This is a genomic window from Pseudomonas sp. B26(2017) (genome assembly GCF_002113045.1).
Taxonomy (GTDB): Bacteria; Pseudomonadota; Gammaproteobacteria; order Pseudomonadales; family Pseudomonadaceae; genus Aquipseudomonas.
Genome location: NZ_NEJJ01000005.1, coordinates 105,076 through 127,161 on the forward strand (window position 1 = coordinate 105,076; position 22,086 = coordinate 127,161).

Annotated in this window: 24 protein-coding genes and 1 pseudogene; 12 read left to right on the forward strand and 13 right to left on the reverse strand. The window is 59.7% G+C overall.

Annotated elements, in window-relative coordinates; all coding sequences use genetic code 11:
* The first annotated feature begins 37 nt into the window (after positions 1-37).
* Positions 38-742, forward strand: a complete 705-nt coding sequence (locus tag CAF79_RS09190) for a FadR/GntR family transcriptional regulator (RefSeq protein ID WP_085697546.1) — start codon at positions 38-40, stop codon at positions 740-742.
* Between the two features lie 24 nt (positions 743-766).
* Positions 767-1,477: a GntR family transcriptional regulator gene (locus CAF79_RS09195; RefSeq protein WP_085697547.1), complete on the forward strand. Its 711-nt coding sequence runs from the start codon at positions 767-769 to the stop codon at positions 1,475-1,477.
* A gap of 113 nt (positions 1,478-1,590) precedes the next feature.
* Here the strand turns inward: CAF79_RS09195 and yjiA are convergent, their stop codons facing one another.
* The 3 genes from yjiA to CAF79_RS09210 form a co-directional block, all read right to left on the reverse strand.
* Entirely contained in the window at positions 1,591-2,571 is a 981-nt protein-coding gene (gene yjiA, locus CAF79_RS09200; RefSeq protein ID WP_170929715.1) for a GTPase, read from the reverse strand.
* 161 nt (positions 2,572-2,732) lie between these two features.
* Positions 2,733-2,930, reverse strand: a complete 198-nt coding sequence (locus CAF79_RS09205) for a YbdD/YjiX family protein (RefSeq protein ID WP_003228401.1) — start codon at positions 2,928-2,930, stop codon at positions 2,733-2,735.
* 15 nt (positions 2,931-2,945) lie between these two features.
* The gene (locus tag CAF79_RS09210; RefSeq protein ID WP_085697548.1) at positions 2,946-5,012 is read right to left on the reverse strand and encodes a carbon starvation CstA family protein; all 2,067 of its coding nucleotides are present in this window, start codon (positions 5,010-5,012) and stop codon (positions 2,946-2,948) included.
* A gap of 159 nt (positions 5,013-5,171) precedes the next feature.
* Here CAF79_RS09210 and CAF79_RS09215 point away from each other — a divergent pair, with 159 nt between their 5' ends.
* A complete protein-coding gene (locus tag CAF79_RS09215) occupies positions 5,172-5,528 on the forward strand; it encodes a PilZ domain-containing protein (protein ID WP_085697549.1) in 357 nt (118 codons plus the stop codon).
* On the opposite strand, the gene radA is transcribed toward CAF79_RS09215, so the two are convergent.
* Positions 5,529-6,896: a DNA repair protein RadA gene (radA, locus tag CAF79_RS09220; RefSeq protein WP_085689697.1), complete on the reverse strand. Its 1,368-nt coding sequence runs from the start codon at positions 6,894-6,896 to the stop codon at positions 5,529-5,531.
* A 146-nt stretch (positions 6,897-7,042) separates the two neighbouring features.
* A pseudogene (locus CAF79_RS29425) lies at positions 7,043-7,370 on the reverse strand (catalase); the annotation flags it as partial.
* Between the two features lie 400 nt (positions 7,371-7,770).
* Between CAF79_RS29425 and mscL the strand changes: the two are divergent.
* Positions 7,771-8,184 carry a large-conductance mechanosensitive channel protein MscL gene (mscL, locus tag CAF79_RS09230; protein WP_085697550.1) on the forward strand — a complete coding sequence of 138 codons (414 nt, stop codon included), beginning with the start codon at positions 7,771-7,773 and terminating at the stop codon, positions 8,182-8,184.
* A gap of 32 nt (positions 8,185-8,216) precedes the next feature.
* On the opposite strand, the gene CAF79_RS09235 is transcribed toward mscL, so the two are convergent.
* Positions 8,217-8,993 (reverse strand): ferredoxin--NADP reductase, encoded by a 777-nt coding sequence (locus CAF79_RS09235; protein WP_085697551.1) that lies wholly within the window; start codon positions 8,991-8,993, stop codon positions 8,217-8,219.
* 295 nt (positions 8,994-9,288) lie between these two features.
* Here CAF79_RS09235 and CAF79_RS09240 point away from each other — a divergent pair, with 295 nt between their 5' ends.
* Complete coding sequence (locus tag CAF79_RS09240; protein ID WP_085697552.1) at positions 9,289-9,996, forward strand: autoinducer binding domain-containing protein; 708 nt, start codon at positions 9,289-9,291, stop codon at positions 9,994-9,996.
* A gap of 176 nt (positions 9,997-10,172) precedes the next feature.
* Positions 10,173-11,297, forward strand: coding sequence for a class I SAM-dependent methyltransferase (locus CAF79_RS09245; RefSeq protein ID WP_085697553.1), 1,125 nt, complete (start codon positions 10,173-10,175; stop codon positions 11,295-11,297).
* 69 nt (positions 11,298-11,366) lie between these two features.
* Here the strand turns inward: CAF79_RS09245 and CAF79_RS09250 are convergent, their stop codons facing one another.
* The 3 genes from CAF79_RS09250 to CAF79_RS09260 are packed head-to-tail and all read right to left on the reverse strand — an operon-like array spanning position 11,367 to position 14,040.
* The gene (locus CAF79_RS09250; RefSeq protein ID WP_007950992.1) at positions 11,367-11,534 is read right to left on the reverse strand and encodes a DUF2474 domain-containing protein; all 168 of its coding nucleotides are present in this window, start codon (positions 11,532-11,534) and stop codon (positions 11,367-11,369) included.
* A 58-nt stretch (positions 11,535-11,592) separates the two neighbouring features.
* Positions 11,593-12,600, reverse strand: a complete 1,008-nt coding sequence (cydB, locus tag CAF79_RS09255; RefSeq protein WP_085697554.1) for a cytochrome d ubiquinol oxidase subunit II — start codon at positions 12,598-12,600, stop codon at positions 11,593-11,595.
* Positions 12,601-12,603: 3 nt separating this feature from the next.
* Positions 12,604-14,040, reverse strand: coding sequence for a cytochrome ubiquinol oxidase subunit I (locus tag CAF79_RS09260; protein ID WP_085697555.1), 1,437 nt, complete (start codon positions 14,038-14,040; stop codon positions 12,604-12,606).
* A 389-nt stretch (positions 14,041-14,429) separates the two neighbouring features.
* Here CAF79_RS09260 and CAF79_RS09265 point away from each other — a divergent pair, with 389 nt between their 5' ends.
* From CAF79_RS09265 to CAF79_RS09275, 3 genes are all read left to right on the forward strand, one after another.
* On the forward strand, positions 14,430-15,668 hold the full coding sequence (locus tag CAF79_RS09265; RefSeq protein WP_085697556.1) for an MFS transporter: 1,239 nt from the start codon (positions 14,430-14,432) through the stop codon (positions 15,666-15,668).
* Between the two features lie 107 nt (positions 15,669-15,775).
* On the forward strand, positions 15,776-16,054 hold the full coding sequence (locus tag CAF79_RS09270) for a type II toxin-antitoxin system RelE/ParE family toxin (protein WP_085697557.1): 279 nt from the start codon (positions 15,776-15,778) through the stop codon (positions 16,052-16,054).
* Positions 16,055-16,068: 14 nt separating this feature from the next.
* The gene (locus CAF79_RS09275; RefSeq protein ID WP_045121630.1) at positions 16,069-16,356 is read left to right on the forward strand and encodes a HigA family addiction module antitoxin; all 288 of its coding nucleotides are present in this window, start codon (positions 16,069-16,071) and stop codon (positions 16,354-16,356) included.
* A gap of 5 nt (positions 16,357-16,361) precedes the next feature.
* Here CAF79_RS09275 and CAF79_RS09280 read toward each other — a convergent pair whose 3' ends face one another.
* Entirely contained in the window at positions 16,362-16,913 is a 552-nt protein-coding gene (locus tag CAF79_RS09280; protein ID WP_085697688.1) for a DJ-1 family glyoxalase III, read from the reverse strand.
* A 67-nt stretch (positions 16,914-16,980) separates the two neighbouring features.
* Positions 16,981-17,430, reverse strand: a complete 450-nt coding sequence (locus CAF79_RS09285; protein WP_085697558.1) for a DUF4879 domain-containing protein — start codon at positions 17,428-17,430, stop codon at positions 16,981-16,983.
* A gap of 220 nt (positions 17,431-17,650) precedes the next feature.
* Here CAF79_RS09285 and CAF79_RS09290 point away from each other — a divergent pair, with 220 nt between their 5' ends.
* Together CAF79_RS09290 and trmA are read left to right on the forward strand one after the other, a co-directional pair.
* The gene (locus tag CAF79_RS09290) at positions 17,651-18,946 is read left to right on the forward strand and encodes an NCS2 family permease (RefSeq protein WP_085697559.1); all 1,296 of its coding nucleotides are present in this window, start codon (positions 17,651-17,653) and stop codon (positions 18,944-18,946) included.
* On the forward strand, positions 18,943-20,022 hold the full coding sequence (gene trmA, locus CAF79_RS09295) for a tRNA (uridine(54)-C5)-methyltransferase TrmA (protein ID WP_085697560.1): 1,080 nt from the start codon (positions 18,943-18,945) through the stop codon (positions 20,020-20,022). Before CAF79_RS09290 ends, trmA begins: the two co-directional genes overlap by 4 nt.
* 54 nt (positions 20,023-20,076) lie before the next feature.
* On the opposite strand, the gene CAF79_RS09300 is transcribed toward trmA, so the two are convergent.
* The gene (locus CAF79_RS09300) at positions 20,077-20,523 is read right to left on the reverse strand and encodes a hypothetical protein (protein WP_085697561.1); all 447 of its coding nucleotides are present in this window, start codon (positions 20,521-20,523) and stop codon (positions 20,077-20,079) included.
* A complete protein-coding gene (locus CAF79_RS09305; RefSeq protein WP_085697562.1) occupies positions 20,520-20,948 on the reverse strand; it encodes a DUF4160 domain-containing protein in 429 nt (142 codons plus the stop codon). Before CAF79_RS09305 ends, CAF79_RS09300 begins: the two co-directional genes overlap by 4 nt.
* Before the next feature lie 202 nt (positions 20,949-21,150).
* On the opposite strand from CAF79_RS09305, the gene CAF79_RS09310 reads away from it, so the two are divergent.
* On the forward strand, positions 21,151-22,062 hold the full coding sequence (locus tag CAF79_RS09310) for a LysR family transcriptional regulator (RefSeq protein ID WP_085697563.1): 912 nt from the start codon (positions 21,151-21,153) through the stop codon (positions 22,060-22,062).
* Positions 22,063-22,086: the final 24 nt, after the last annotated feature.

The following is a 22,086-nucleotide window of genomic DNA, read 5'->3' on the forward strand; positions in this document are numbered from 1 at the left end:
CCTGCGCCAATGCAGGCACGGCTCATGGAGCGAACACGTGATTACTACATCAACCGTCGTCAACTCAGTGGTCGAAAAACTCCGGGCCGCCCTCGCCCGGGGTCAGTGGCGCTCCGGCGAGATGCTGCCGGGCCAGCGTGAACTGGCCGAACAACTGGGTATCAGCCGCCCGAGCCTGCGCGAAGCAGTGATCGTGCTGGAAACCCTCGGCCTGGTGCGCTCGATGCCGGGCAAAGGCGTGGTCGTGCTGGACGCTCAGGCCGGTGACAGTCAAAGCCACGACAGCGCTGTGGCCGGCGCCAGCCTCGAAGACGTGCTGCAACTGCGCTACACCCTTGAACCGTTCATTGTCGGTCTGGTGGCGCAGTCGATCAGCAGCAAGGAAGTCGGGCAATTGCGCCTGACCCTGATGGACATGCGCGAAGCCCTCGAAGCGGGCGACAGCGAAGCCGGGGTCAGTGCCTACATCGCCTTCCACGAAGAACTGTTCACCCTGACCTCGAACCCGATTTTCCAGAGCGTGGTGCAACAGACCAGCAACGCCCTCAAGCAAAGTGCCGAAGTGCTGCGCAATTCACCGGAGCACCTGGCCGAACGCCTTGAAGAAAACGAAGCCGTGGTGCGCGCGATCCGCAGCAAGAACAGCGCACAGGCCAGTGCCGAAATGCGCCGGCACATCCTGCGTGAAGGCCAGCGGATGGGCATCGCGCTGAATATTCCGGATGACAACCTGAGCCACTGAAACGCCTCACACTGGAGACCGGCCATGAACAGTCTTGCCACGCCGTCGAACCCTCGCCCGACCTCGGCGCCCCTGCCCTTCTCCCGCCTGCACGCGCCGGTGGACGACCTTTATCCGCGCCTGCTCGACGCGATCCTCGAACAACGCCTCGATACCGCCAGCCGTTTCACCGAAGAAAGCCTGAAGCAGATGTTCGGTGTCAGCCGCGCTGATGTGCGTCGGGTGCTGACCCAGTTGTCCCACGAACAGATCATCGTGCTGCGGGCCAACCATCGACCGCGAGTGGCCGCGCCGGACGCCGAGCAGACACGTCAGGCGCTGCACGCCCGGCGCCTGACTGAAAACACACTGGTGCGATTGGCTTGTCAGCATGCGCAGGCTGAAGATCTGAAACGCCTGCGCGCCCTGATCGAGCGTGAGCGCCAGGCTGTGGATAAAGATCGACGCGGTGCGGCGATTCGTCTGTCCGGGGAGTTCCATTTGCAACTGGCGAAGATGGCCGGGAATGCACCGCTGGCGCATTTTCTCGGCACACTGGTGCCGCTGACCTCACTGGCGATTGCGCGATGCGGCAAGCAGACGCACAGATGTTGCGCGTGGGAGGAACATCTGGCGTTGGTTGAGGCGGTGGAGCGGAGAGATATTTCAAAAGCCGGCATGCTGATGATTCAGCATCTGGATCATCTTGAGCAGACGTTGCTGGGTTCAGCTCTTGAGCAATGCGTTGTCGGTTAGATCGCCATCGCGAGCAAGCTCGCTCCCACATTGAATGGCATTCCTCCTGACAGAATGCGATCTATTGTGGGAGCGAGCTTGCTCGCGAAGAGGCCCTTCCAGTCTCCACAAATTCAGTTCTGCTTTGCAGCCACCCGAGCAAACCCCGCCCGAATTTTCTCTTCCGGCAAATCATCGGCGATAAACACGATCACGCTTTCCCGCGCCTCGCCCTCGGCCCACTCGGTGTCCCAGTCGAAGCCGTAGAGTTTCAGCACGCCCTGAAACACCAGCCGACGATCTTCGCCCGCTATGTTCAACACGCCTTTGTAGCGCAGCAATTGCTTGCCGTGCTCTTCCAGCAGTTCATTCATGAATTCGCTGAGCTGATCGATATCCAGCGGCTGATCGGTACGCAGCACCAGACTGGAAATCCGGTCGATGGACGGCGCCTTGCTCACCGGCCGCAGACTCACCCCGCCGCCGAGATCGGCATTCAGATTGAAACCGCGCACATCGAGCAATTCAGCCAGATCGATGTTGCCGTGTTCGACCACGCGAATCGGCGCACGACGGTTGATGCGGGTCAGGCGTTCGCTGAGCGCAGTGAACGCTGCCTCGTCCACCAGATCGGTCTTGCTCACCAGCAAGCGGTCGGCAAAACCGATCTGCGCCTGGGCGATGGTCTGGGTCAGGTGCAACTCGGCATGAGCTGCGTCGACGAGAGTGATGATGCCGTCGAGCAAATAGCGCTCGCGCAATTCTTCGTCGATGAAAAAGGTCTGTGCCACTGGCGCCGGGTCAGCCAGGCCGGTGCATTCAATGACCAGGCGATCGAAAGCGATTTCGCCGCTGTCCAGCCGTTCGAGCAGCAGGTACAGGGCCTTGGTCAGATCGGTGTGAATGGTGCAGCAGACGCAGCCGTTGGCCAGGGTCATGACTTGCACCGGCTCGTCGCCGAGCAATTGGGCGTCGATGCCGGCGTCGCTGAATTCGTTTTCGATCACGGCGATTTTCAGGCCGTGCTCGGCTTTCAACAGGTGGCGCAGCAAGGTGGTCTTGCCGGCGCCGAGGAAACCGCTGAGCACCGTTACAGGTATTGGAGAAGACAACATCGATCCCCTTCACAAAATTGATGAACAACACAAAACAAATGTGGGAGCGGGCTTGCTCGCGAAGGGGTCGTGTCAGTCGACATCATTGCTCAATGACACACCGCTTTCGCGAGAAAGCCCGCTCCCACAGTTGGGGACTACATCAACCGAAGGCTGTCAGATCAACAGCACTTCGGCCCACCCTTGCCACCGTAACGGGCTTCCTGACGTTCACGAAAGAACATCTCGTAGCTCATCACCGGCTTGTCCGGGTGTTTGGTCTGCATATGCTCGACGTAGGTGTCGTAGTCGGGCATGCCGACCATCAGGCGCGCGGCCTGACCGAGGTATTTACCGAGGCGACTCAGGTCATTGAACATGCTGCAATCCTCTGGTTACGCGTCCGGCAGGGCCTGGAATGGCGATTCTTTGTCCGTACGCTCTTTTTTGCCCCAGGCGGCGATGCCGACCTTGAGCGCGTAGAACAGGATGCTGAATACCACGAACAGGAACAGCGCGGTCAGTGTTGCGTTGGTGTAGGCGTTGAAGATCACGTGCTGCATCTGCTCGACGCTCTTGGCTGGTGCGAGCACCTGGCCTGCGGCCAGCGCATCGTTGTACTTCTTGGCCAGCGACAGGAAGCCGATCGCCGGGTTGGCGTCGAACAGCTTGATGAAGCCCGCCGTCGTGGTGCAGATCAGCAGCCAGGTGGCCGGCAGCAGGGTGACCCAGATGTAGCGCTGGCGCTTCATCTTGATCAGAACCACGGTGCCGAGCATCAGCGCGATACCGGCCAGCATCTGATTGGAGATACCGAACAGCGGCCACAGGGTGTTGATACCACCCAGCGGATCGATCACCCCCTGATACAGCAACCAGCCCCACATCGCCACACAACCGGCGGTGGCGATCAGGTTGGCAGTCCAGGATTCGGTACGTTTCAGTGCGGGTACGAAGGAACCGAGCAGGTCCTGCAGCATGAAGCGACCGGCGCGGGTACCGGCATCGACAGCGGTCAGGATGAACAGCGCTTCGAACAGGATCGCGAAGTGGTACCAGAACGCCATGGTGTTTTCACCCGGCAGGACACTGTGCAGGATCTGCGCGATACCGACCGCCAGGGTCGGCGCACCACCGGCACGGGCCAGAATGGTGGTTTCGCCGATGTCATGCGCTACGGCTTGCAGGGCATCCGGGGTAATCGCGAAGCCCCAGTTGCTGACTGCAGTCGCTACAGCCACCACATCACCGCCGACCACGGCAGCCGGGCTGTTCATGGCGAAGTAAACGCCTGGCTCGATCACCGAGGCCGCGACCATGGCCATGATGGCCACGAACGATTCCATCAGCATGCCGCCGTAACCGATGTAACGGGCGTTGGTTTCGTTATCCAGCAGCTTCGGCGTGGTGCCGGACGAGATCAGCGCGTGGAAACCCGATACCGCACCGCACGCGATGGTGATGAACAGGAACGGGAACAGGCCGCCCTTCCATACCGGGCCGGTGCCGTCGACGAACTGGGTCAGGGCCGGCATTTTCAGCTCGGGCATGGTCACCAGGATGCCGATCGCCAGGGCGACGATGGTACCGATCTTGAGGAAGGTGGAGAGGTAGTCACGCGGGGCAAGGATCAGCCACACCGGAAGAACGGCGGCGACGAAGCCATAACCGATCAGCATCCAGGTGATTTGCACGCCGGTGAAGCTGAAGGCCTTGGCCCAGACCGGATCGGCGGCGATCTGCCCGCCCAGCCAGATAGAACCGAGCAGCAGCAAGACGCCGATGACCGAAATCTCGCCGATGCGGCCCGGACGGATGTAGCGCATGTAGATGCCCATGAACATCGCGATCGGGATGGTCGCCATTACGGTGAAGATGCCCCACGGGCTCTCCGCCAAGGCTTTCACCACGATCAGCGCCAGCACCGCGAGGATGATGATCATGATCAGGAAGCAGCCGAACAGGGCGATGGTGCCGGGGATGCGGCCCATTTCTTCACGCACCATGTCGCCCAGGGAACGGCCGTTGCGACGGGTGGACATGAACAGGACCATGAAGTCCTGCACCGCGCCCGCCAGCACCACGCCGGCGATCAGCCACAGCGTACCGGGCAGATAGCCCATCTGCGCCGCCAGTACCGGGCCGACCAGCGGCCCCGCGCCGGCGATGGCCGCAAAGTGGTGACCGAAGAGAATGTGTTTGTTGGTCGGAACGTAGTCCAGACCGTCATTGTTGAGCACGGCGGGGGTGGCCCGACGCGGATCGAGTTGCATCACATTGTTAGCGATGAACAGACTGTAGTAACGATACGCAACCAGATAGATGGCCACGGCGGCGACCACAATCCACAAGGCGTTGATCGCCTCGCCTCGGCGCAATGCCACTACGCCCAGGGCGCACGCTCCTACGATTGCCAGCAGCAGCCAGGGTAAGTGGCGTAGCAGGCTATTATTATTTTTCATTTTATTATTCCAGCCAGGGTGGACAAGAAAGACAGCCACCCCGAGTTTAGCGCTACTGGCGGCAAAGGCCATACCCCGACATTGGTCTGACGCCCCGCCGTACTGGCAGCGCTCGATGAGGCGGGTCTATAGTCAGCGTACTTTCAAGAGGATTGCGCCATGAGCGAGCGTCGCCGCTTCAAACGTATTGCGTTCGATGCCAAGACCGAATTGAGCCAGGGCGAGTACATCTGGCCGGTGAAATTGATCGACCTGTCGCTCAAGGGCCTATTGATCGAAAAACCGGAACCGTGGCTGGGGGATGAAACGCAGGACTTTAACGTCGACATTCATTTGAGCAACGACATCGACATTCAGATGGATGTGCAACTGGCGCACGACGATCATGGCCAACTGGGTTTCCAGTGCCGGCACATCAGTCTGGAATCGATCCAGCGCCTGCGACGCCTGATCGAACTCAACCTCGGGGATGAGGCCGAGCTCGAACGGGAGCTTGGCGCGTTGATGGAGCTCTGATTACTCGAACAACGAGTCCAGCGCCTGCTCCAGCCGCGTCACCGCTATGATCTGCAACCCTGCCGGCGCTTCCTTCGGCGCGTTGCCCTTGGGCACGATCGCGCGCTTGAAGCCGTGCTTGGCGGCCTCCTTCAGACGCTCCTGACCGCTCGGCACCGGGCGCACTTCGCCGGACAGACCGACTTCACCGAACACCAGCAAGTCGTGGGGCAGCGGACGATTACGCAGGCTCGACATGACGGCGGCCATCAACGCCAGGTCGGAGGCGGTTTCCAGTACTTTCACCCCGCCGACCACGTTGAGGAACACGTCCTGATCGTGGGTCGGAATGCCGCCATGACGATGCAGAACAGCCAACAACATCGCCAGACGATTCTGGTCCAGACCCAGGGTGACTCGACGCGGGTTGGCCAAGTGACTGTCATCCACCAGCGCCTGGACCTCCACCAGCATCGGCCGGGTGCCTTCCCACGTCGCCATGACCACGCTGCCCGGGACTTCTTCCTGAGCACGTGTGAGAAAAATCGCCGAAGGGTTGGAGACTTCTTTCAGGCCCTTGTCGGTCATGCCGAATACGCCGAGTTCATTGACCGCGCCGAAACGGTTTTTCACCGCCCGCAGCAAACGCAACCGACCGTCGGATTCGCCTTCGAAATACAGCACGGTGTCGACCATATGCTCCAGAACGCGCGGCCCTGCGAGCGCGCCTTCCTTGGTCACGTGGCCGACCAGGAAAATCGCCGTACCGCTTTGCTTGGCGTACCGCACCAGCAGTGCCGCACTTTCGCGCACCTGGGACACGCCACCCGGTGCCGATTGCAGTTGTTCGGTGAAGATCGTCTGGATCGAGTCGATCACCATCACCTTGGGCTTTTCCTGGCGGGCGGTGGCGATGATGGTTTCGATGCAGGTTTCGGTCATGACCCGCAATTGATCCTGGGGCAGGCCCAGGCGACGGGCGCGCATGGCAACCTGTTGTTGGGATTCTTCGCCGGTGACATACAGCGCCGGCATGTTCTTGGCGAGGTTGCACAGGGTCTGTAACAGAATCGTCGATTTGCCGATGCCAGGATCACCGCCGATCAGTACCACCGAACCGTCCACCAGGCCACCGCCGAGCACTCGGTCGAGTTCGCCGGAGGCTGTGGAAAAACGTGGAATTTCTTCGATGCTGACTTCGGCCAGGGTCTTGATCTGGGCCTGCTGCCCGGCCCAGCCGGTGCGTCCGCTCGGAGCGGCGGCACCGCCGCTCTCGACCATGGTTTCGGTCAGGGTATTCCAGGCGCCGCATTCGCCGCACTGCCCGGCCCACTTGGGAAAGGTTGCGCCGCACTCGGTGCAGCCGTACATGCGCTTGGCCTTGGCCATCTGAACCCCCGGCAAAAACCGCGATGATAACGCAGCCATCACCCATCAGCGCGGCGCACCGGGACAGATTTCTCCGCCGGCCAGACGCGCGACGGTGCTGCCGGTCAATTGCCGGAAATTGAAAGATCTCGCCGTCACTCGACCAACTCAAGAGAATCGAAATCAAACTTGGACAAGTCTTGCGAATTCAAAACTTGAATGTACAAGTTCTATTTGAAAGTTTTCCTTGTAAATATTTGTTACCAATTGTCAGTCACACTTCTGTAATTCCGGCCCTCAACTTGCACAACTTGTTGCGGATACCCTGCAAACTTTTCCAGTGAAACTTCAAATAGTGCAAATCGCCTTTGTTATTGACCAATCTGTAGGCATGCACACTGCTCCCGTCCACCTCCCGATAACGGGCTGGTGCCCCTGAGTTGGAATACAACTGGATCAATGTGCGGGTGGTTTCGGTACATGGGAGAAGAAGTCGCCGACCGCCAGACCGTTGTCACGGGCAGCGGTGTAGCGTTCACGGAAAAGGTCAATAAGCTGGCGACCAATACACCAACGCTGCGCGGAATAAACCCCTGAATAAAGTGTGGAATTAACTTCAGATTCCTTTGTTTTTGAGGCGCATCCAGGTGCGCCAGACACAGGCCAGGAGCTCGGTTCGCCACACCTGAGAAAGATCGCTACGCCGTGATTGAACGTTTTTTCTTCAGGATCAGCCGCTTGCAGCGTATTCCGCGCGCGATTGGTGGCACTTTGCAAACTAATCGAGAATTGATGTGTCGATAAAAACGGGCTTTGTAAGAAGGTGTTACGCGCAGGACGCGTTATGCTGATTTACACTGCGTACACCAAACTCATCTGTAACAAGGAAATAACTATGGGCGTGCTCAGCGAGTTCAAGGCCTTCGCGGTCAAAGGCAATGTGGTCGACATGGCCGTTGGTATCATCATCGGCGCAGCCTTTGGCAAGATCGTTTCGTCGTTCGTCGGCGATGTAATCATGCCGCCAATCGGCCTGCTGATCGGCGGGGTGGATTTCAGTGACCTGGCCATTACGCTGAAAGCCGCCGAGGGCAGTGCCCCTGCGGTGGTGCTGGCTTACGGTAAATTCATCCAGAGCGTTCTTGATTTCGTGATCGTCGCCTTCGCGATTTTCATGGGCGTCAAAGTCATCAATCGCTTGAAGCGCGAAGAAGCCGTGGCGCCTACCTTGCCGCCGGTACCGACCAAGGAAGAAGAACTGCTGGGCGAGATCCGCGATCTGCTGAAGGCCCAGAACAACCGGCCTTGAAGACTGAAACGGCGCCTGAGGGCGCCGTTTTCTTACCAGTAGTTTTCCACCGCTACCTGCCCCGGTCGCCGAGTCAGGCTCAAGGCCATGCCGCGTTGCTTGAGCAAGGCCCGGGTGTCATCGATCATCTGTGGATTACCGCAGAGCATGACTCGCGAATGCGCCGGCGTCAGCTCGACGCCTGCCATCCTCTCCAGCTCGCCATTTTCGATCAGCGTGGTGATGCGCCCGTTGAGAGCGCCGGCATACGGTTCACGGGTGACCACCGGAATAAACTGGAATTTATGAGCATATTCAGTCAGATAGTCGCGCTGCGTCAGCTCGGCAATCAGCTGCTGATAGGCCAGTTCCCGAGCTTCTCGCACGCTGTAGACCAGGATGATTCGTTCAAACTTCTCCCACACCTCAAAGTCCTGAAGGATCGACAGAAACGGCGCCACCCCCGTTCCTGTGGATAACAACCAGAGATCGCGGCCATCAATGAAGCGATCCAGCGTCAGATATCCAAAGGCCTGGCGCTCGATCAGCAAGCTGTCGCCCGCCTTCAGCCGGCTCAGTTCGCTGGTGAATTCGCCGCCTGGTACCACGATGGAGAAAAATTCAAGAAACTCGTCGAACGGCGAAGACACCATCGAGTAGGCGCGCCACACCGTGCTGCCGTGCTCACGAGTGACTCCGATCCGCGCGAATTGCCCGGCGCGGAAACGGAAACCGACATCCCGCGTGGTACGAAGGGTAAACAGGTTCGGGGTCAGCGGTTGAACATCGAGCAATGTCTGACGGCTGTATTTTTCGCTGCTGGCTGTCATTGGGTCACTCCATCAACAAGGACCCGATTGTCACGCATTAATCAATATTGAAACACTGACAGTTTGTAATGGCATGCAATAGTGTCACTGCTCTAAAAAATCTAATTAACTCAAAAATCAAAGATGATTAAATGATTTCTGACATATAGATATTTTTTAGATATTCCAATTAGACACCCCGCCCAAGAACAAAAAAAACTAAACGGCTACGTAGGAAGCGTCCTACACTCCAATCCGTGCTGAATAAATTGGATCCAACAACCAGCACCCCAGCGTTTTTTGGAGAAGAGCCAAAATGGAAAGGTGGAAGGAATTTCAGATTGAACAACTGACGCGCGCGAAGGAAATCGAGAATGCTTTCCCGATTTTGAAAAATTTTGCCAACAATATTGGCTTCCAGTTTTGTGGCATTACAATATCGCGGCCTGCCTCTCAATCTTTTAAACCGTTTTGCATCAATAACTTCACGCCTGAATGGAACGCAGAATACGAAGAAATTTACAGCATTGATGATCCAATAACAGCATATTGCTATCAGTCTATGTTGCCATTTCTCTGGAGCAGAAAAGCGTTCTCAAAGGCCCCCCTCATGTGGAGCGCGCTTCAAAATCATGGAATGGGACATGGCTGGTCGCAGTCGTATCACAACGAAGAACATGGCGTGTGCTGCACAATCAGCCTGGCAAGAACCCATTGCGAAATTTATGCCCTTGAGTTGTATAACGAATACGGAGTGTTGCAATACGTCTTGCAGCATTTGAGTGAGTTGTTCGTCACTGCCCTCCCGCCAATGCCGGCCAAACCACCACCCGTGCGATTGTCCATACGCGAGATCGAGATCGTCAGGCTGTGTGCCTTGGGCAAGACCGCCTGGGAAATCGGCCAGATTCTGAATGTAGCCGAACGAACCGTGAACTATCACATCAAAAACCTGATCATCAAGTTCAATACCTGCAACAAGATTTCAGCCGTCATCGCCGCCGCCAAGGCCGGATATCTCTAGATCAATCTCGAACACCGCCCTGAAATCAGACGAGTATTACCAACAAAAAAAACGTACCATTTGCAGCCTTCCTGAGTGATGTCGCAGGTCTTTCGCGCCGCTGTCCACTCGGTCGGTTCCGCCGCACGATACCCTGAGCCGCGGGACACCCCTCGATTACCCAGAGTCCCCGCCCCATGCCTTTGCTCGATACGCCCTTCGCCCAGCTTGATCTGATCCGCCAGCCCGAACAGCAGAACGAACCGCTGCAAGCTTTCGATGCGGCTGACGAATACCTGCTCAATCATCTGGCCGAACAGAATCTGCCGGCGGATACCCGAGTATTGGTGCTCAACGACAGTTTCGGCGCGCTGGCCATCAGCCTCGCAGGCAAAGTGCAGATCAGCACCAGCGGTGATTCGTTCCTGGCGTTTCAGGGGCTGGAAAAAAACCTGCTGCGCAATGGCCAGGTGTTTGATGCTCTCCGAGGCGTTCCCGCCAGCGAACCATTGGTCGGGCCGTTCGACCGGGTACTGATCCGCGTACCGAAAACCCTGGCGCTGCTGGAAGAGCAATTGATTCGCCTGCAAGGCCAATTGGCACCCGGTGCGCAAGTGGTAGCAGCGGCGATGGTCAAGCATTTGCCCCGCGCCGCCGGTGATCTTCTGGAGCGCTACATCGGGCCGGTCCAGGCTTCGCTGGCAGTGAAGAAGGCGCGCTTGCTGATTGCCACGCCCGAGGCCAAGGCACCCGCCGTCTCGCCCTACCCGACCCGTTATCGCCTCGACGAGCCGGCCATCGAACTGCTCAACCACGCCAACGTGTTCTGCCGTGAAGGGCTGGACATCGGCACCCGCGCCTTCCTTCCGCATCTGCCAAAAAACCTCGGCTCGGCACGAGTTGCCGACCTAGGCTGCGGCAACGGCGTACTGGCCATCGCCAGCGCCCTGCAAAACCCCGAGGCGTATTACACGCTGGTGGACGAATCGTTCATGGCCGTGCAATCCGCCGCCGAAAACTGGCGTGCGGTGCTGGGCGAACGTGAAGTGATCGTGCGCGCCGGCGACGGTCTGGCCGGGCAGCAAGCGCAATCGCTGGACGTAGTACTGTGCAACCCGCCATTCCATCAGCAACAGGTGGTTGGCGACTTCCTCGCCTGGCGCATGTTCCAGCAGGCCCGCGAAGCGCTGGTGGTTGGCGGTGCGCTGTACATCGTCGGCAACCGTCATTTGGGTTATCACAGCAAACTGGCGCGGCTGTTCCGGGGCGTCGAGCAAGTCGCGGCCACACCAAAGTTCGTGATTCTCAAGGCGCGCAAATAATCCGGGCAAAAAAAACCCTCCGGTCGGAGGGTCAAGAATCCGTGCCGCAAGGCAACGGGATGGGAAGTCTCAATGCGTGGTCAGGCCTGCTGCATTCATGAACATGCGCATCAGGCTGGCGACGATAAACAATGCGCCGACGCTGCCGACCCAAATCATTGCCAACCAGCCAAGCCGCTGCCACAGCGGCTTTTTTTCGGCTTCTTCAATGTCGTGCAGGGAATGTTTGCCGGTCATGCTTGCATCCTCCGGTTTAGGGGAGATGGCGCCGCTCTCGGCGCCATCGTGATCACGCCTAGTGATAACCGTCTTCGTGGGTGACCTTGCCGCGGAACACGTAGTAGCTCCAGAAGGTGTAACCCAGGATGAACGGGATGATGAACAGCGTGCCCACCAGCATGAATCCCTGGCTTTGCGGCGGTGCGGCGGCGTCCCAGATCGAGATCGACGGCGGCACGATGTTCGGCCACAGGCTGATGCCCAGACCGCTGTAGCCGAGGAAGATCAGCACCAGGGTCAGCAGGAACGGCATGTAGTTGGCATTGCGTGCCACCGCGCGAATCAGACCGTACATCGTCACCAGCACCAGAATCGGCACCGGCATGAACCAGAACAGGTTCGGCATGCTGAACCAGCGCGTCGCAATTTCCGGGTGGGCCAGCGGCGTCCACAGACTGACGATGCCAATCACCGCCAACAGCACGAAGGCCAGCGGACGCGCCAGGTCATGCATCTGTTCCTGCAGCTTGCCTTCGGTCTTCATGATGAGCCAGGTGCAGCCGAGCAACGCGTACGCCACCACCAGCGCGGCGCCGCAGAACAGCGTGAACGGCGTCAGCCAGTCCAGTGAGCCGCCGGCGTATTGCCGGTTGACCACGGGCAAGCCATCGATGAACGCGCCCAGCGCCACGCCCTGGAAGAACGTCGCCGCCACCGAACCACCGATGAATGCCTTGTCCCACAAATGACGCTTGTCGTCCTTGGCCTTGAAGCGGAACTCGAACGCCACGCCGCGGAAAATCAGCCCGATCAGCATGAAGATCAGCGGCAGGTACAGCGCCGACAGCACCACCGAATAGGCCAGCGGGAACGCGCCGAACAACGCCGCGCCGCCCAGTACCAGCCAGGTTTCATTGCCGTCCCATACCGGGGCGACGGTGTTCATCATTACGTCCCGGTCGGTCTTGCCGGGGATGAACGGGAAGAGAATCCCGATCCCCAGGTCGAAACCGTCCATCACCACGTACATCATGATCCCGAAGATGATGATCACGGCCCAGATCAGCGGAAGATCAATACCCATGACTCAAATCTCCTTGGTCAGGCTGCGGTCGTGTTCGGCGCCATCGTCGTCGGCAGCGGACAACGGACGGGCCGGCGTGCGTTTCTGGCCAGGGCCACCTTCGTTGGTTTCCTTGCCTTCGTCGGTTTTCGGTCCTTTGCGCACGAGGCGCATCATGTAGCCCAGCCCCGCACCGAACAGCGCGAAATACACCACCACGAACATGATCAGCGTGATGCTCATCTGCATGAAGCTGTGGTTGGAGGACGCATCCGCCGTGCGCATCAGCCCGTAGACCACCCACGGCTGACGACCGATTTCAGTGGTGAACCAGCCCGCCAGGATCGCGATCAGGCCGGACGGCCCCATCCACAACGCCAGGTACAGGAACGGCCGCGACGTGTAGAGCGTGTCGCGCTTGCGCAGCCACAGGCTCCAGAGGCCGGTGAAGATCATCAGGAAACCGAGGCCGACCATGATCCGGAACGACCAGAACACGATGGTCGAATTCGGCCGGTCTTCAGGCGGGAATTCCTTGAGCGCCGGCACCTGCTTGTCCAGCGAGTGGGTCAGAATCAGGCTGCCGAGGTACGGGATCTCGACCGCGTATTTGGTTTTCTCTTCCTTCATGTCCGGCCAGCCGAACAGGATCAGCGGCGTCGCCTCGTTGCCGACGTTTTCCCAGTGGCCTTCGATCGCAGCGATTTTCGCCGGCTGGTGCTTAAGGGTGTTGAGGCCGTGGAAGTCACCGATGACCGCCTGGATCGGCGCAACGATCAACGCCATCCACATTGCCATCGACAGCATGGTGCGAATCGCCGGGTTGTCCTTGCCGCGCAACAGGTGCCAGGCCGCCGAGGAGCCGACGAAGAACGCCGTTGCGACGAACGCGGCAGTCGCCATGTGCATCAGGCGATACGGGAACGAAGGGTTGAAAACGATTGCCAGCCAGTCGGTTGGAATGACCTGCCCGTTGACGATCTCGAAGCCCTGCGGGGTCTGCATCCAGCTGTTGGAAGCGAGAATCCAGAAGGTCGAAATCAACGTGCCGATGGCCACCATCACCGTGGAGAAAAAGTGCAGGCCGCGCCCGACCTTGTTCCAGCCGAACAGCATCACGCCGAGGAAACCGGCCTCAAGGAAGAACGCCGTGAGCACTTCATACGTCAGCAACGGCCCGGTAACGGAACCTGCGAAGTCCGAGAAGCGGCTCCAGTTGGTGCCGAACTGGTAGGCCATGACCAGGCCCGAGACCACGCCCATGCCGAAGTTGACGGCAAAGATCTTCGACCAGAAATGGTAGAGGTCACGGTAGGTGTCGTTGCGGGTTTTCAGCCACAGGCCTTCCAGCACCGCGAGATAGCTCGCAAGACCGATGGTGATCGCCGGGAACAGGATGTGGAACGAGATGGTGAACGCGAACTGAATTCGGGCGAGATCCAGGGCCTCTAAACCGAACATAAGCTTTCCTCTATCAGATAACGGTTCCAGGACTGGCGGCCTTGAACCACTGCCCCCACGGGTATGGAGTGCGGCGAACTCGGATTCGTTCTTCTTTTTACAGGCATCGCGACGCAGGGAGTCTGCCGACGGGTCCGCGATCATCTCCACGAAGGGTCTTGATCTGGATCAATCAACGTTGAAAGAGTAGTCCCATTTCCGACGGAGAACCGCGTGGTCTTTTGCCGCGTGACAAGTTGCCTCACAGCCCTGGCAACGCCGCGAAACATCCTTGGCCACGTACTCTCGGAAAAATCGATGTCTGGCTAACTAAATTTTCTGTCATAGCAACTTCCTGTTACAGACTGGTGATAATCTCGCGATTCCCCTCGATCAAGACCGGCCCGCAAATGCCCAGCCAAGAGCCCTTGCTGTTACGTCACCACCGTCCCTTTCTTGCTTTCTGGTTTGCCCGGATCTTCACCGCCAGCGGTTTTCAAATGCTCACCGTGGCGATCGGCTGGAACCTCTATCAACTGACCGGCAACGTGCTCGATCTGGGTCTGGTCGGGCTGGTGGAATTCGCTCCACGTGTATTGTTCATGCTGCACACCGGCCACGTTGCCGATCGCTACGATCGGCGCAAGGTCGCGGCGATCTGTCAGTCGTTGCAAGCCTTGATCGCTCTGGCACTGGCCATCGGCAGCGCCACCGACCATGTCACCCGGGAAATGATTTTTATCCTGGCGTTCCTGCTGGGCGCCGCGCGCTCCTTCGAAATGCCGACCACCCAGGCGCTGCTGCCGAGCATCGTGCCCGGCACGCTGTTCCCACGGGCCGTCGCTGCCGCGCAGTCGGCGCAGCAATCGGCCACCATCGTCGCCCCGGCGCTTGGCGGTCTGCTTTATGCCTTCGGCAGCGTTTGGGTCTATGGCCCCACCGTCGTTCTGTACGTCATCGCGTGTACCTTGATGCTCAACCTGCCCGCGCGGCAAACACCGCTGAACAAAGGCAAGGCGACACTGGATTCGTTGCTGGCGGGGATTCGCTTCATTCGCAGCCGCCCGGACATTCTCGGGGCGATTTCGCTGGACCTGTTCGCGGTGCTGCTCGGCGGTGCAACGGCCCTGTTGCCGGTGTTCGCCAAGGACATTCTGCTGACCGGGCCGTGGGGATTGGGATTGCTGCGCTCGGCGCCGGCGGTCGGGGCGTTGATGATGTCGTTGTTTCTGGCGCGGTTTGCCGTTGAACGCAACGTCGGTCGCGTGATGTTCACTGCCGTCGGCGTATTCGGTGTCGCCACCATCGCGTTCGGTCTGTCGACTTCGTTCTGGTTCTCGTTGGCGGTGCTGGTGGTGCTCGGCGCGGCGGACATGATCAGCATGGTGATCCGCGCCTCGTTCGTGCAACTGGAAACCCCGGATGAAATGCGCGGCCGGGTCAGCGCCGTGAACGGCCTGTTCATCGGTGCCTCGAACCAACTGGGCGAATTCGAATCCGGCCTCACCGCCCACTGGTTCGGCACCGTACCGGCAGTGGTGATGGGCGGGATCGGTACGCTGGTGGTAACCGGGACCTGGATCAAACTGTTCCCGACCCTGGCCAACCGCGACCGAATGCATGTGCCGGTGGAAGAGGTGAAGGCTTAGCTGCACCGCTGCCACCTGCGGAATAAACCCGCCAAGCATAATCAGCTCGAAAAGATGCGGTACATAGATACCGCATTGAGTGTAATGTATCGCCTTACACTCGCTTCATGATCAAATCCTTTCAGCACAAAGGCCTTCGCGGCTTCTATGAAACCGGTTCGACTCGCGGGATTCGTGCCGATCACGCTAAACGGCTGTCGCGCATGCTGCAGTTCATGGATCGGGCCGCCGTTCCGGGGGATCTGGATCTTCCCGGTTGGCGTCTGCATCCACTGAAAGGGGAGCTTTGCGAATACTGGTCACTCAGTGTGTCCGGGAACTGGCGGGTTATCTTTCGATTTGCAGGGTCGGATATCGAACTGGTTGATTATCTGGATTACCACTGACAGGAGGCAGGCTCATGCCCATGCACAACCCGCCACACCCCGGTGAAACACTGCTGATGGATGTATTGCCGGAGCTTGGTATCAGCGTCACCGAATTGGCTCGGCATCTTGGATTCGCTCGTCCCCACCTTTCTCGTGTCCTGCACGGGCATGCGCCGATCAGCCCGGATCTGGCCGTCCGTCTGGAACGCGCGGGGATTGGCAAGGCTCGTATGTGGCTAGGCGTTCAAACCGATTACGACCTTTGGCAAGCCGAGCACCGTGAGCAGCCAGCCATTCAACCAATCGCTGCTCACGCCTGACGCTCTCAGGCCAATAACTCCCCCGCCACCTTCGCTCTGACGGCCTTGCCCGCCAGTTGCTCGACCAGTGTCAGGGCGAACGCCAGTGCTGCGCCGGAACCCTGGGCGGTGATGCAATTGCCGTCGACCACCACCGGTTGATCGACAAACGTGCAACCGGAGAGGTTATGGCTGGTGGCGGGCAGGCAGGTCATGCGGCGTTGACGCAATCCACCGAAGCTTTGCAGCGCGATCGCCGGGGCTTCGGCGATCGCGGCGAACAGGCGTCCGGCGCTGGCTTGATCCTTGAGCAATTGTTGCAAGGGCTGGTGGGCGGCAAGGTGTTGTGCGCCGACCGCGCCACCGGGCAGGACGATCAGGTCGAAGGTCTGGGCCAGCACATCAATGAGCATGCCGTCGGCAGTCAGGCGCGTGCCTCGGGCACAGGTCAGCATGCGCCGGCCCTCGATACTGGCCGCCACCACTTCGACGCCGGCGCGGCGCAGCACGTCGATCAGGGTTACGCATTGCAGATCATCGATGCCCTCGGCGAGGGTAATCAGGGCTCTAAAGGTCATGGGCGCCATCCGCTGGGTGATCTTTAAAGCGTAGTCAGCTTTGCCCTGCCTTGGTCGGCGACAGCCGTTACTTGATGTAAAGCTGGGTCGACATCGTGTTGCGCGGGGCGTTGATCGACGTGTTGCTGAAGGTAAAGGTGCCTTCCTGACGGGCTGCCAGATCGAAGGTGTACAGCGAACCGACGGTTTTCGCACCTGGCGTACATTCGGTCAGGTTGCCGTTATCAAAAGCACAGACCGGGCTCCGGGTGCCGTTCACTTCGAAACCGTCCAGCGCTGCCTGAGGCTGGCTCTGGCCGTAGCCGATTTCCAGCACATAGACCTTGATGCCCGGCGCGCTGTGATCGCAACGGGTCTGCACCTGGCCATCGGTAATGTCTTCGAGCCCGCAGGACGACGACTGAACCTTGATGACTTTCACCTCGCTCAATGGCGGCGCCGATGCCGCAAGTGCCGCCGATGCAGCGGCCAGCAGCAAGGCCATCAATCCAGCGCTCTTCATCCAACCCTTGGTCATGCGATCCATCCCCGAAAAAACAGCGCGCAGTATGGCGTACTTGGCCGTGGTGCAAAACTTCGCCGACGATCGACACCAACATCCGCCATCTTCCTCACGCTGCTGGTATGATGCGCGGCTTTTTCCGGCCCACCACAATTTTCCAGGCGCTTGCGACGGTCTGTGCTTTGCTGTTGAGGTCGATACATTCACGGCGCCACGCGCGCCACGGGGAGCAGACATGCTGGAAAGGCTGTTTCAACTCAAGGCACACAACACCAACGTGCGGACCGAGATTCTGGCGGGCGTCACGACCTTCCTGGCCATGGCCTACATTCTGTTCGTCAACCCGAGCATCCTCGGCGAGACCGGCATGGACAAAGGCGCGGTGTTCGTCGCCACGTGTCTGGCAGCCGCCATCGGCTCCACGGTCATGGGCCTGATCGCCAACTACCCGATCGCCCTTGCGCCAGGCATGGGTCTGAACGCCTTCTTTACCTACACCGTCGTGCTGCACATGGGCCATACCTGGCAAGTGGCGCTGGGCGCGGTGTTCATTTCGGCCGTGTGCTTCTTCCTGCTGTCGATCTTCCGCATCCGTGAATGGATCATCAACAGCATTCCGCTGCCGCTACGTTCGGCGATTGCCGCCGGTATCGGCCTGTTCCTGGCGCTGATCGCCCTGCACAACGCCGGCATCGTGGTCGGCAACCCGGCGACCATGGTCGGCCTCGGTGACCTGAAACAACCGGCCCCGATCCTAGCCACCCTCGGTTTTGCCCTGATCGTTGCCCTTGAAGCGCTGAAAGTGCGCGGCGCGGTGCTGATCGGCATTCTGGTGGTGACCATCGTCTCGATCGTAATGGGCTTCACCCCGTTCGGCGGCGTGACGTCGATGCCACCTTCGCTGGCCCCGACGTTCCTGCAACTGGACATCAAGGGTGCGCTGGACATCGGTCTGGTCAGCGTGATTTTCGCCTTCCTGTTTGTCGACCTGTTCGACAACTCCGGTACCCTGATCGGTGTCGCCAAGCGCGCCGGCCTGATGGGCAAGGACGGCCACATGCCGAAGATGGGCCGTGCGCTGATCGCCGACAGTACCGCTGCGATGGCCGGCTCGCTGCTGGGCACCTCGACCACCACCAGCTACATCGAATCCGCTGCGGGCGTGAGTGCCGGCGGCCGCACCGGCCTGACTGCTATCGTCGTCGCGATCCTGTTCCTGCTGGCGCTGTTCTTCTCGCCACTGGCCGCCAGCGTACCGGCGTTTGCCACCGCGCCGGCGCTGCTGTTCGTCGCCGTGCTGATGACTTCGGGCCTGGCGGAAATAGACTGGGAAGACATCACCGTCGCCGCGCCGGTCGTGGTCACCGCTCTGGCGATGCCTTTCACCTATTCCATCGCCAACGGCATCGCCTTCGGCTTCATCGCCTGGACTGCGATCAAACTGCTGTCCGGCCGCGCCCGTGAGCTGAACCCGGCGCTGGTGATCCTGTCGATTCTGTTCGTGATCAAGCTGGGTTGGTTCAACGCATGACTTTTGATTCCCAGGTCTACGCCGCACAACTCGAAGACAAGGTCACGCGCCTGCGTGACCTGCTGGCCCCGTTCGATGCGCCGGAGCCAACGGTGTTCGATTCGCCGCTGCAGAACTTCCGCCTGCGCGCCGAATTCCGCCTGTGGCGCGAGGGCGGTGAGCGGCACTACGCGATGTTTTCCCAGGACGACAAACGCACGCCGATCCTCATCGAAGAGTTCCCGATCGCCAGCCTGCGCATCAACCAGTTGATGCCGCAATTGAAAGCGGCCTGGCAGGCCAGTGCAGCGCTGAGCCACAAGCTGTTTCAGGTGGAGTTTCTGACCACCCTGGCCGGCGACGCGATGATCACCCTGTGCTACCACCGTCCACTGGACGAACACTGGCACGCGGCGGCCACCAAGCTGTCGGCAGACCTGGGCGTCAGTATCATCGGTCGCTCCAAGGGCAAGCGCGAAGTGCTCGGCCTCGATTACGTGGTCGAGAAACTCGACGTCGGCGGTCGCACCTTCAGCTATCGCCAGCCGGAAGGTGCGTTCACCCAGCCCAACGGCACCGTGAATCAGAAAATGCTCAACTGGGCATATGAAGCACTGGGCGATCGCAGCGACGATCTGCTGGAGCTGTATTGCGGCAACGGCAACTTCACACTGCCGCTGGCAACACGCGTGCGCAAAGTGCTGGCCACCGAAATCAGCAAGACCTCGGTCAACGCTGCGTTGAGCAACCTGGCTGAAAACGCTGTGGACAACGTTACGCTGGTGCGCCTGTCCGCCGAAGAGCTGACCGAAGCCCTGAACGAAGTTCGTCCGTTCCGTCGCCTGCACGGCATCGACCTGAAAAGCTACGAGTTCGGCAGCGTGTTCGTCGACCCGCCACGGGCCGGCATGGATCCGGACACCTGCGAGCTGACCCGTCGCTTCGACAACATCCTGTACATCTCCTGCAACCCGGAGACCCTGGCGGCCAACATCGCCCAGTTGCACGACACGCACCGCATCACTCGCTGCGCGCTGTTCGACCAGTTCCCGTGGACTCACCACATGGAATCCGGTGTGCTGCTGACCCGGCGTTGATCGCAGGTGCAGATACGAGAAAGCCGTCCTCATCGACGGCTTTTTTGTACCTGCTCACGGCACCGGATCGATCTTGCGCGGGCGCCCGCCCTTCCTGCCGTTGGCCCGTGCGGCTTCAGCTTTCGCGGTGCTGCTCTGGCGGCCATTACGGGAGGCGATCACCGAAGCGGCCATGGCCATCAATGGCTGACTGGCGGAGATCATGCCGGCGATGGAAACCTGCAGGTCCTTGCCGTCGTGGCAAAGGGCGGTGCCGGCGAAGCCTACGTTCAACCCGCTGAAGTCTTCGGGTTCGAAATCATCGAATTCACGGTAGAGATTCACTGGCAGCAGCACGCCACTGTCGTCCTCGAAGCGAATCACCAGACACGGTTTCTCAAAGGCCACCGACACGGCTTGCAGGCTGCTGCGTCGGCGCACGCCACCACGGTCGACCGCTTCGTCCAGACGTTTTTCGGTGACGGGCCGATCCGCGTGCAGCGTGGCTTTGACTGTTTTCATAATTCTATTTCCACTCCTTCGTTGGCGCCGACCAGGGCCAACAGGGTTTTGTTGACCTCAGGCTCGTAATGCGCCGATCCGATCCTGAAACTCGTGCTGGTGACCTCCCGCAGCACCGCCACCTGATTCGACTGCCCGTCCCACCACTGATTGTCGAGGCAGGCGGTGCGCAATCGAGTCCACCAGATCCAGCGCGCCCGCCGCAGATGATCGGTTTCACGCAGCGACTGGCGCAGCCCTTCAAGCAGGCTGACCGGCGGTCGATGCGACAACGGCACCACATCCCACAGTTCAACGCCGTTGTGCCAGAAACTGAATTTGAAGCGGGCGCTCCAGGCGCCCGCATCCACATGTGCGTGGGGCGGACAATGTTCGTCATGCAACATGATCACCACTGACAGTCCTTTGTAACTGCATACCTTCATGCTACCCATCCGTTAGGTTTAAAAGTTTCAACACTTGCCATTCCCTGGCAAATCCGACCACCGGCGCCCAGGCCTGCGGCAGCCGCTACCTTTCGAGCCTAGTGCGGGAGCCGCAAAAGCCCCGCGCAAAATGGTAAGCAGTTCTTTCGCAGCGACCGCGTATTTGCTACATACGAAGACTCATTCCCCGGTGTAATCAATCATGCAGCGACACTTCGACGATCTTCAGCTGGGCAGCATCGAGTTGTTTTGCCTGGCCGCCGAGTGCGGCAGTTTCACCGGTGCGGCGCAGGCGGCTTCGGTGACGCCGGCAGCGGTGAGCCGCTCGGTATCACGCATGGAAGAACGCCTGGGCGTACGGTTGTTCGCGCGCACCACCCGCAGCGTGAAACTGACCGACAGCGGCCGGCGCTATTACGAAGAATGCCGTCAGGCACTGACGCAACTGGTGGAGGCGCAACGGGAAGTCATGGGCCGACAGCAGGAACCGTCCGGCACCCTGCGTATCAGTATTCCTACGACCTACGCCCATCACCGGATCCTGCCGCTGCTGCCTGCCTTTCGTGCGCGATTCCCGCAGGTGAAAGTCGACATGCACATCAGCAATCGCAACATCGACTTCGTCGGCGAGGGTTACGACATGGCGATCCGTGTGCGAGCGATTCCAGACTCAGGCCTGATCGCCCGCCATCTGGAAGACGCGGCGCTGGTGATGGTCGCCAGCCCCGACTACCTGAAACGTGCCGGCACGCCGCAGACCCTCGAAGACCTCGAACAGCACGAGTGCATCCAGTACGAACTGCCCAGCAGCGGGCGGCGGATCACCTGGCTGTTTTACGACGAAGACGCGCCACGGGAAATCCTCGCCGAGGGCAATTTCTGCTGCTCGGACGATGTGCTCGGTGGCGTGACCCTGGCCAGGCACGGTGCCGGGTTGTTCCAGACCTATCGCTTTATCGTCGAAAAGGAACTGGCCGACGGCTCGCTGATTGAAGTGCTCAAACCCTACAGCGGACGCTCGCGACCATTCACCTTGCTGTACCCGCAGAATCGCCACATGCCGCTGCGTGTCAGGGCTTTCATCGATTTTCTGGTCGAGCAGTTGCCGCACTGAATCTCGCCTGTGTGCGATCACCGC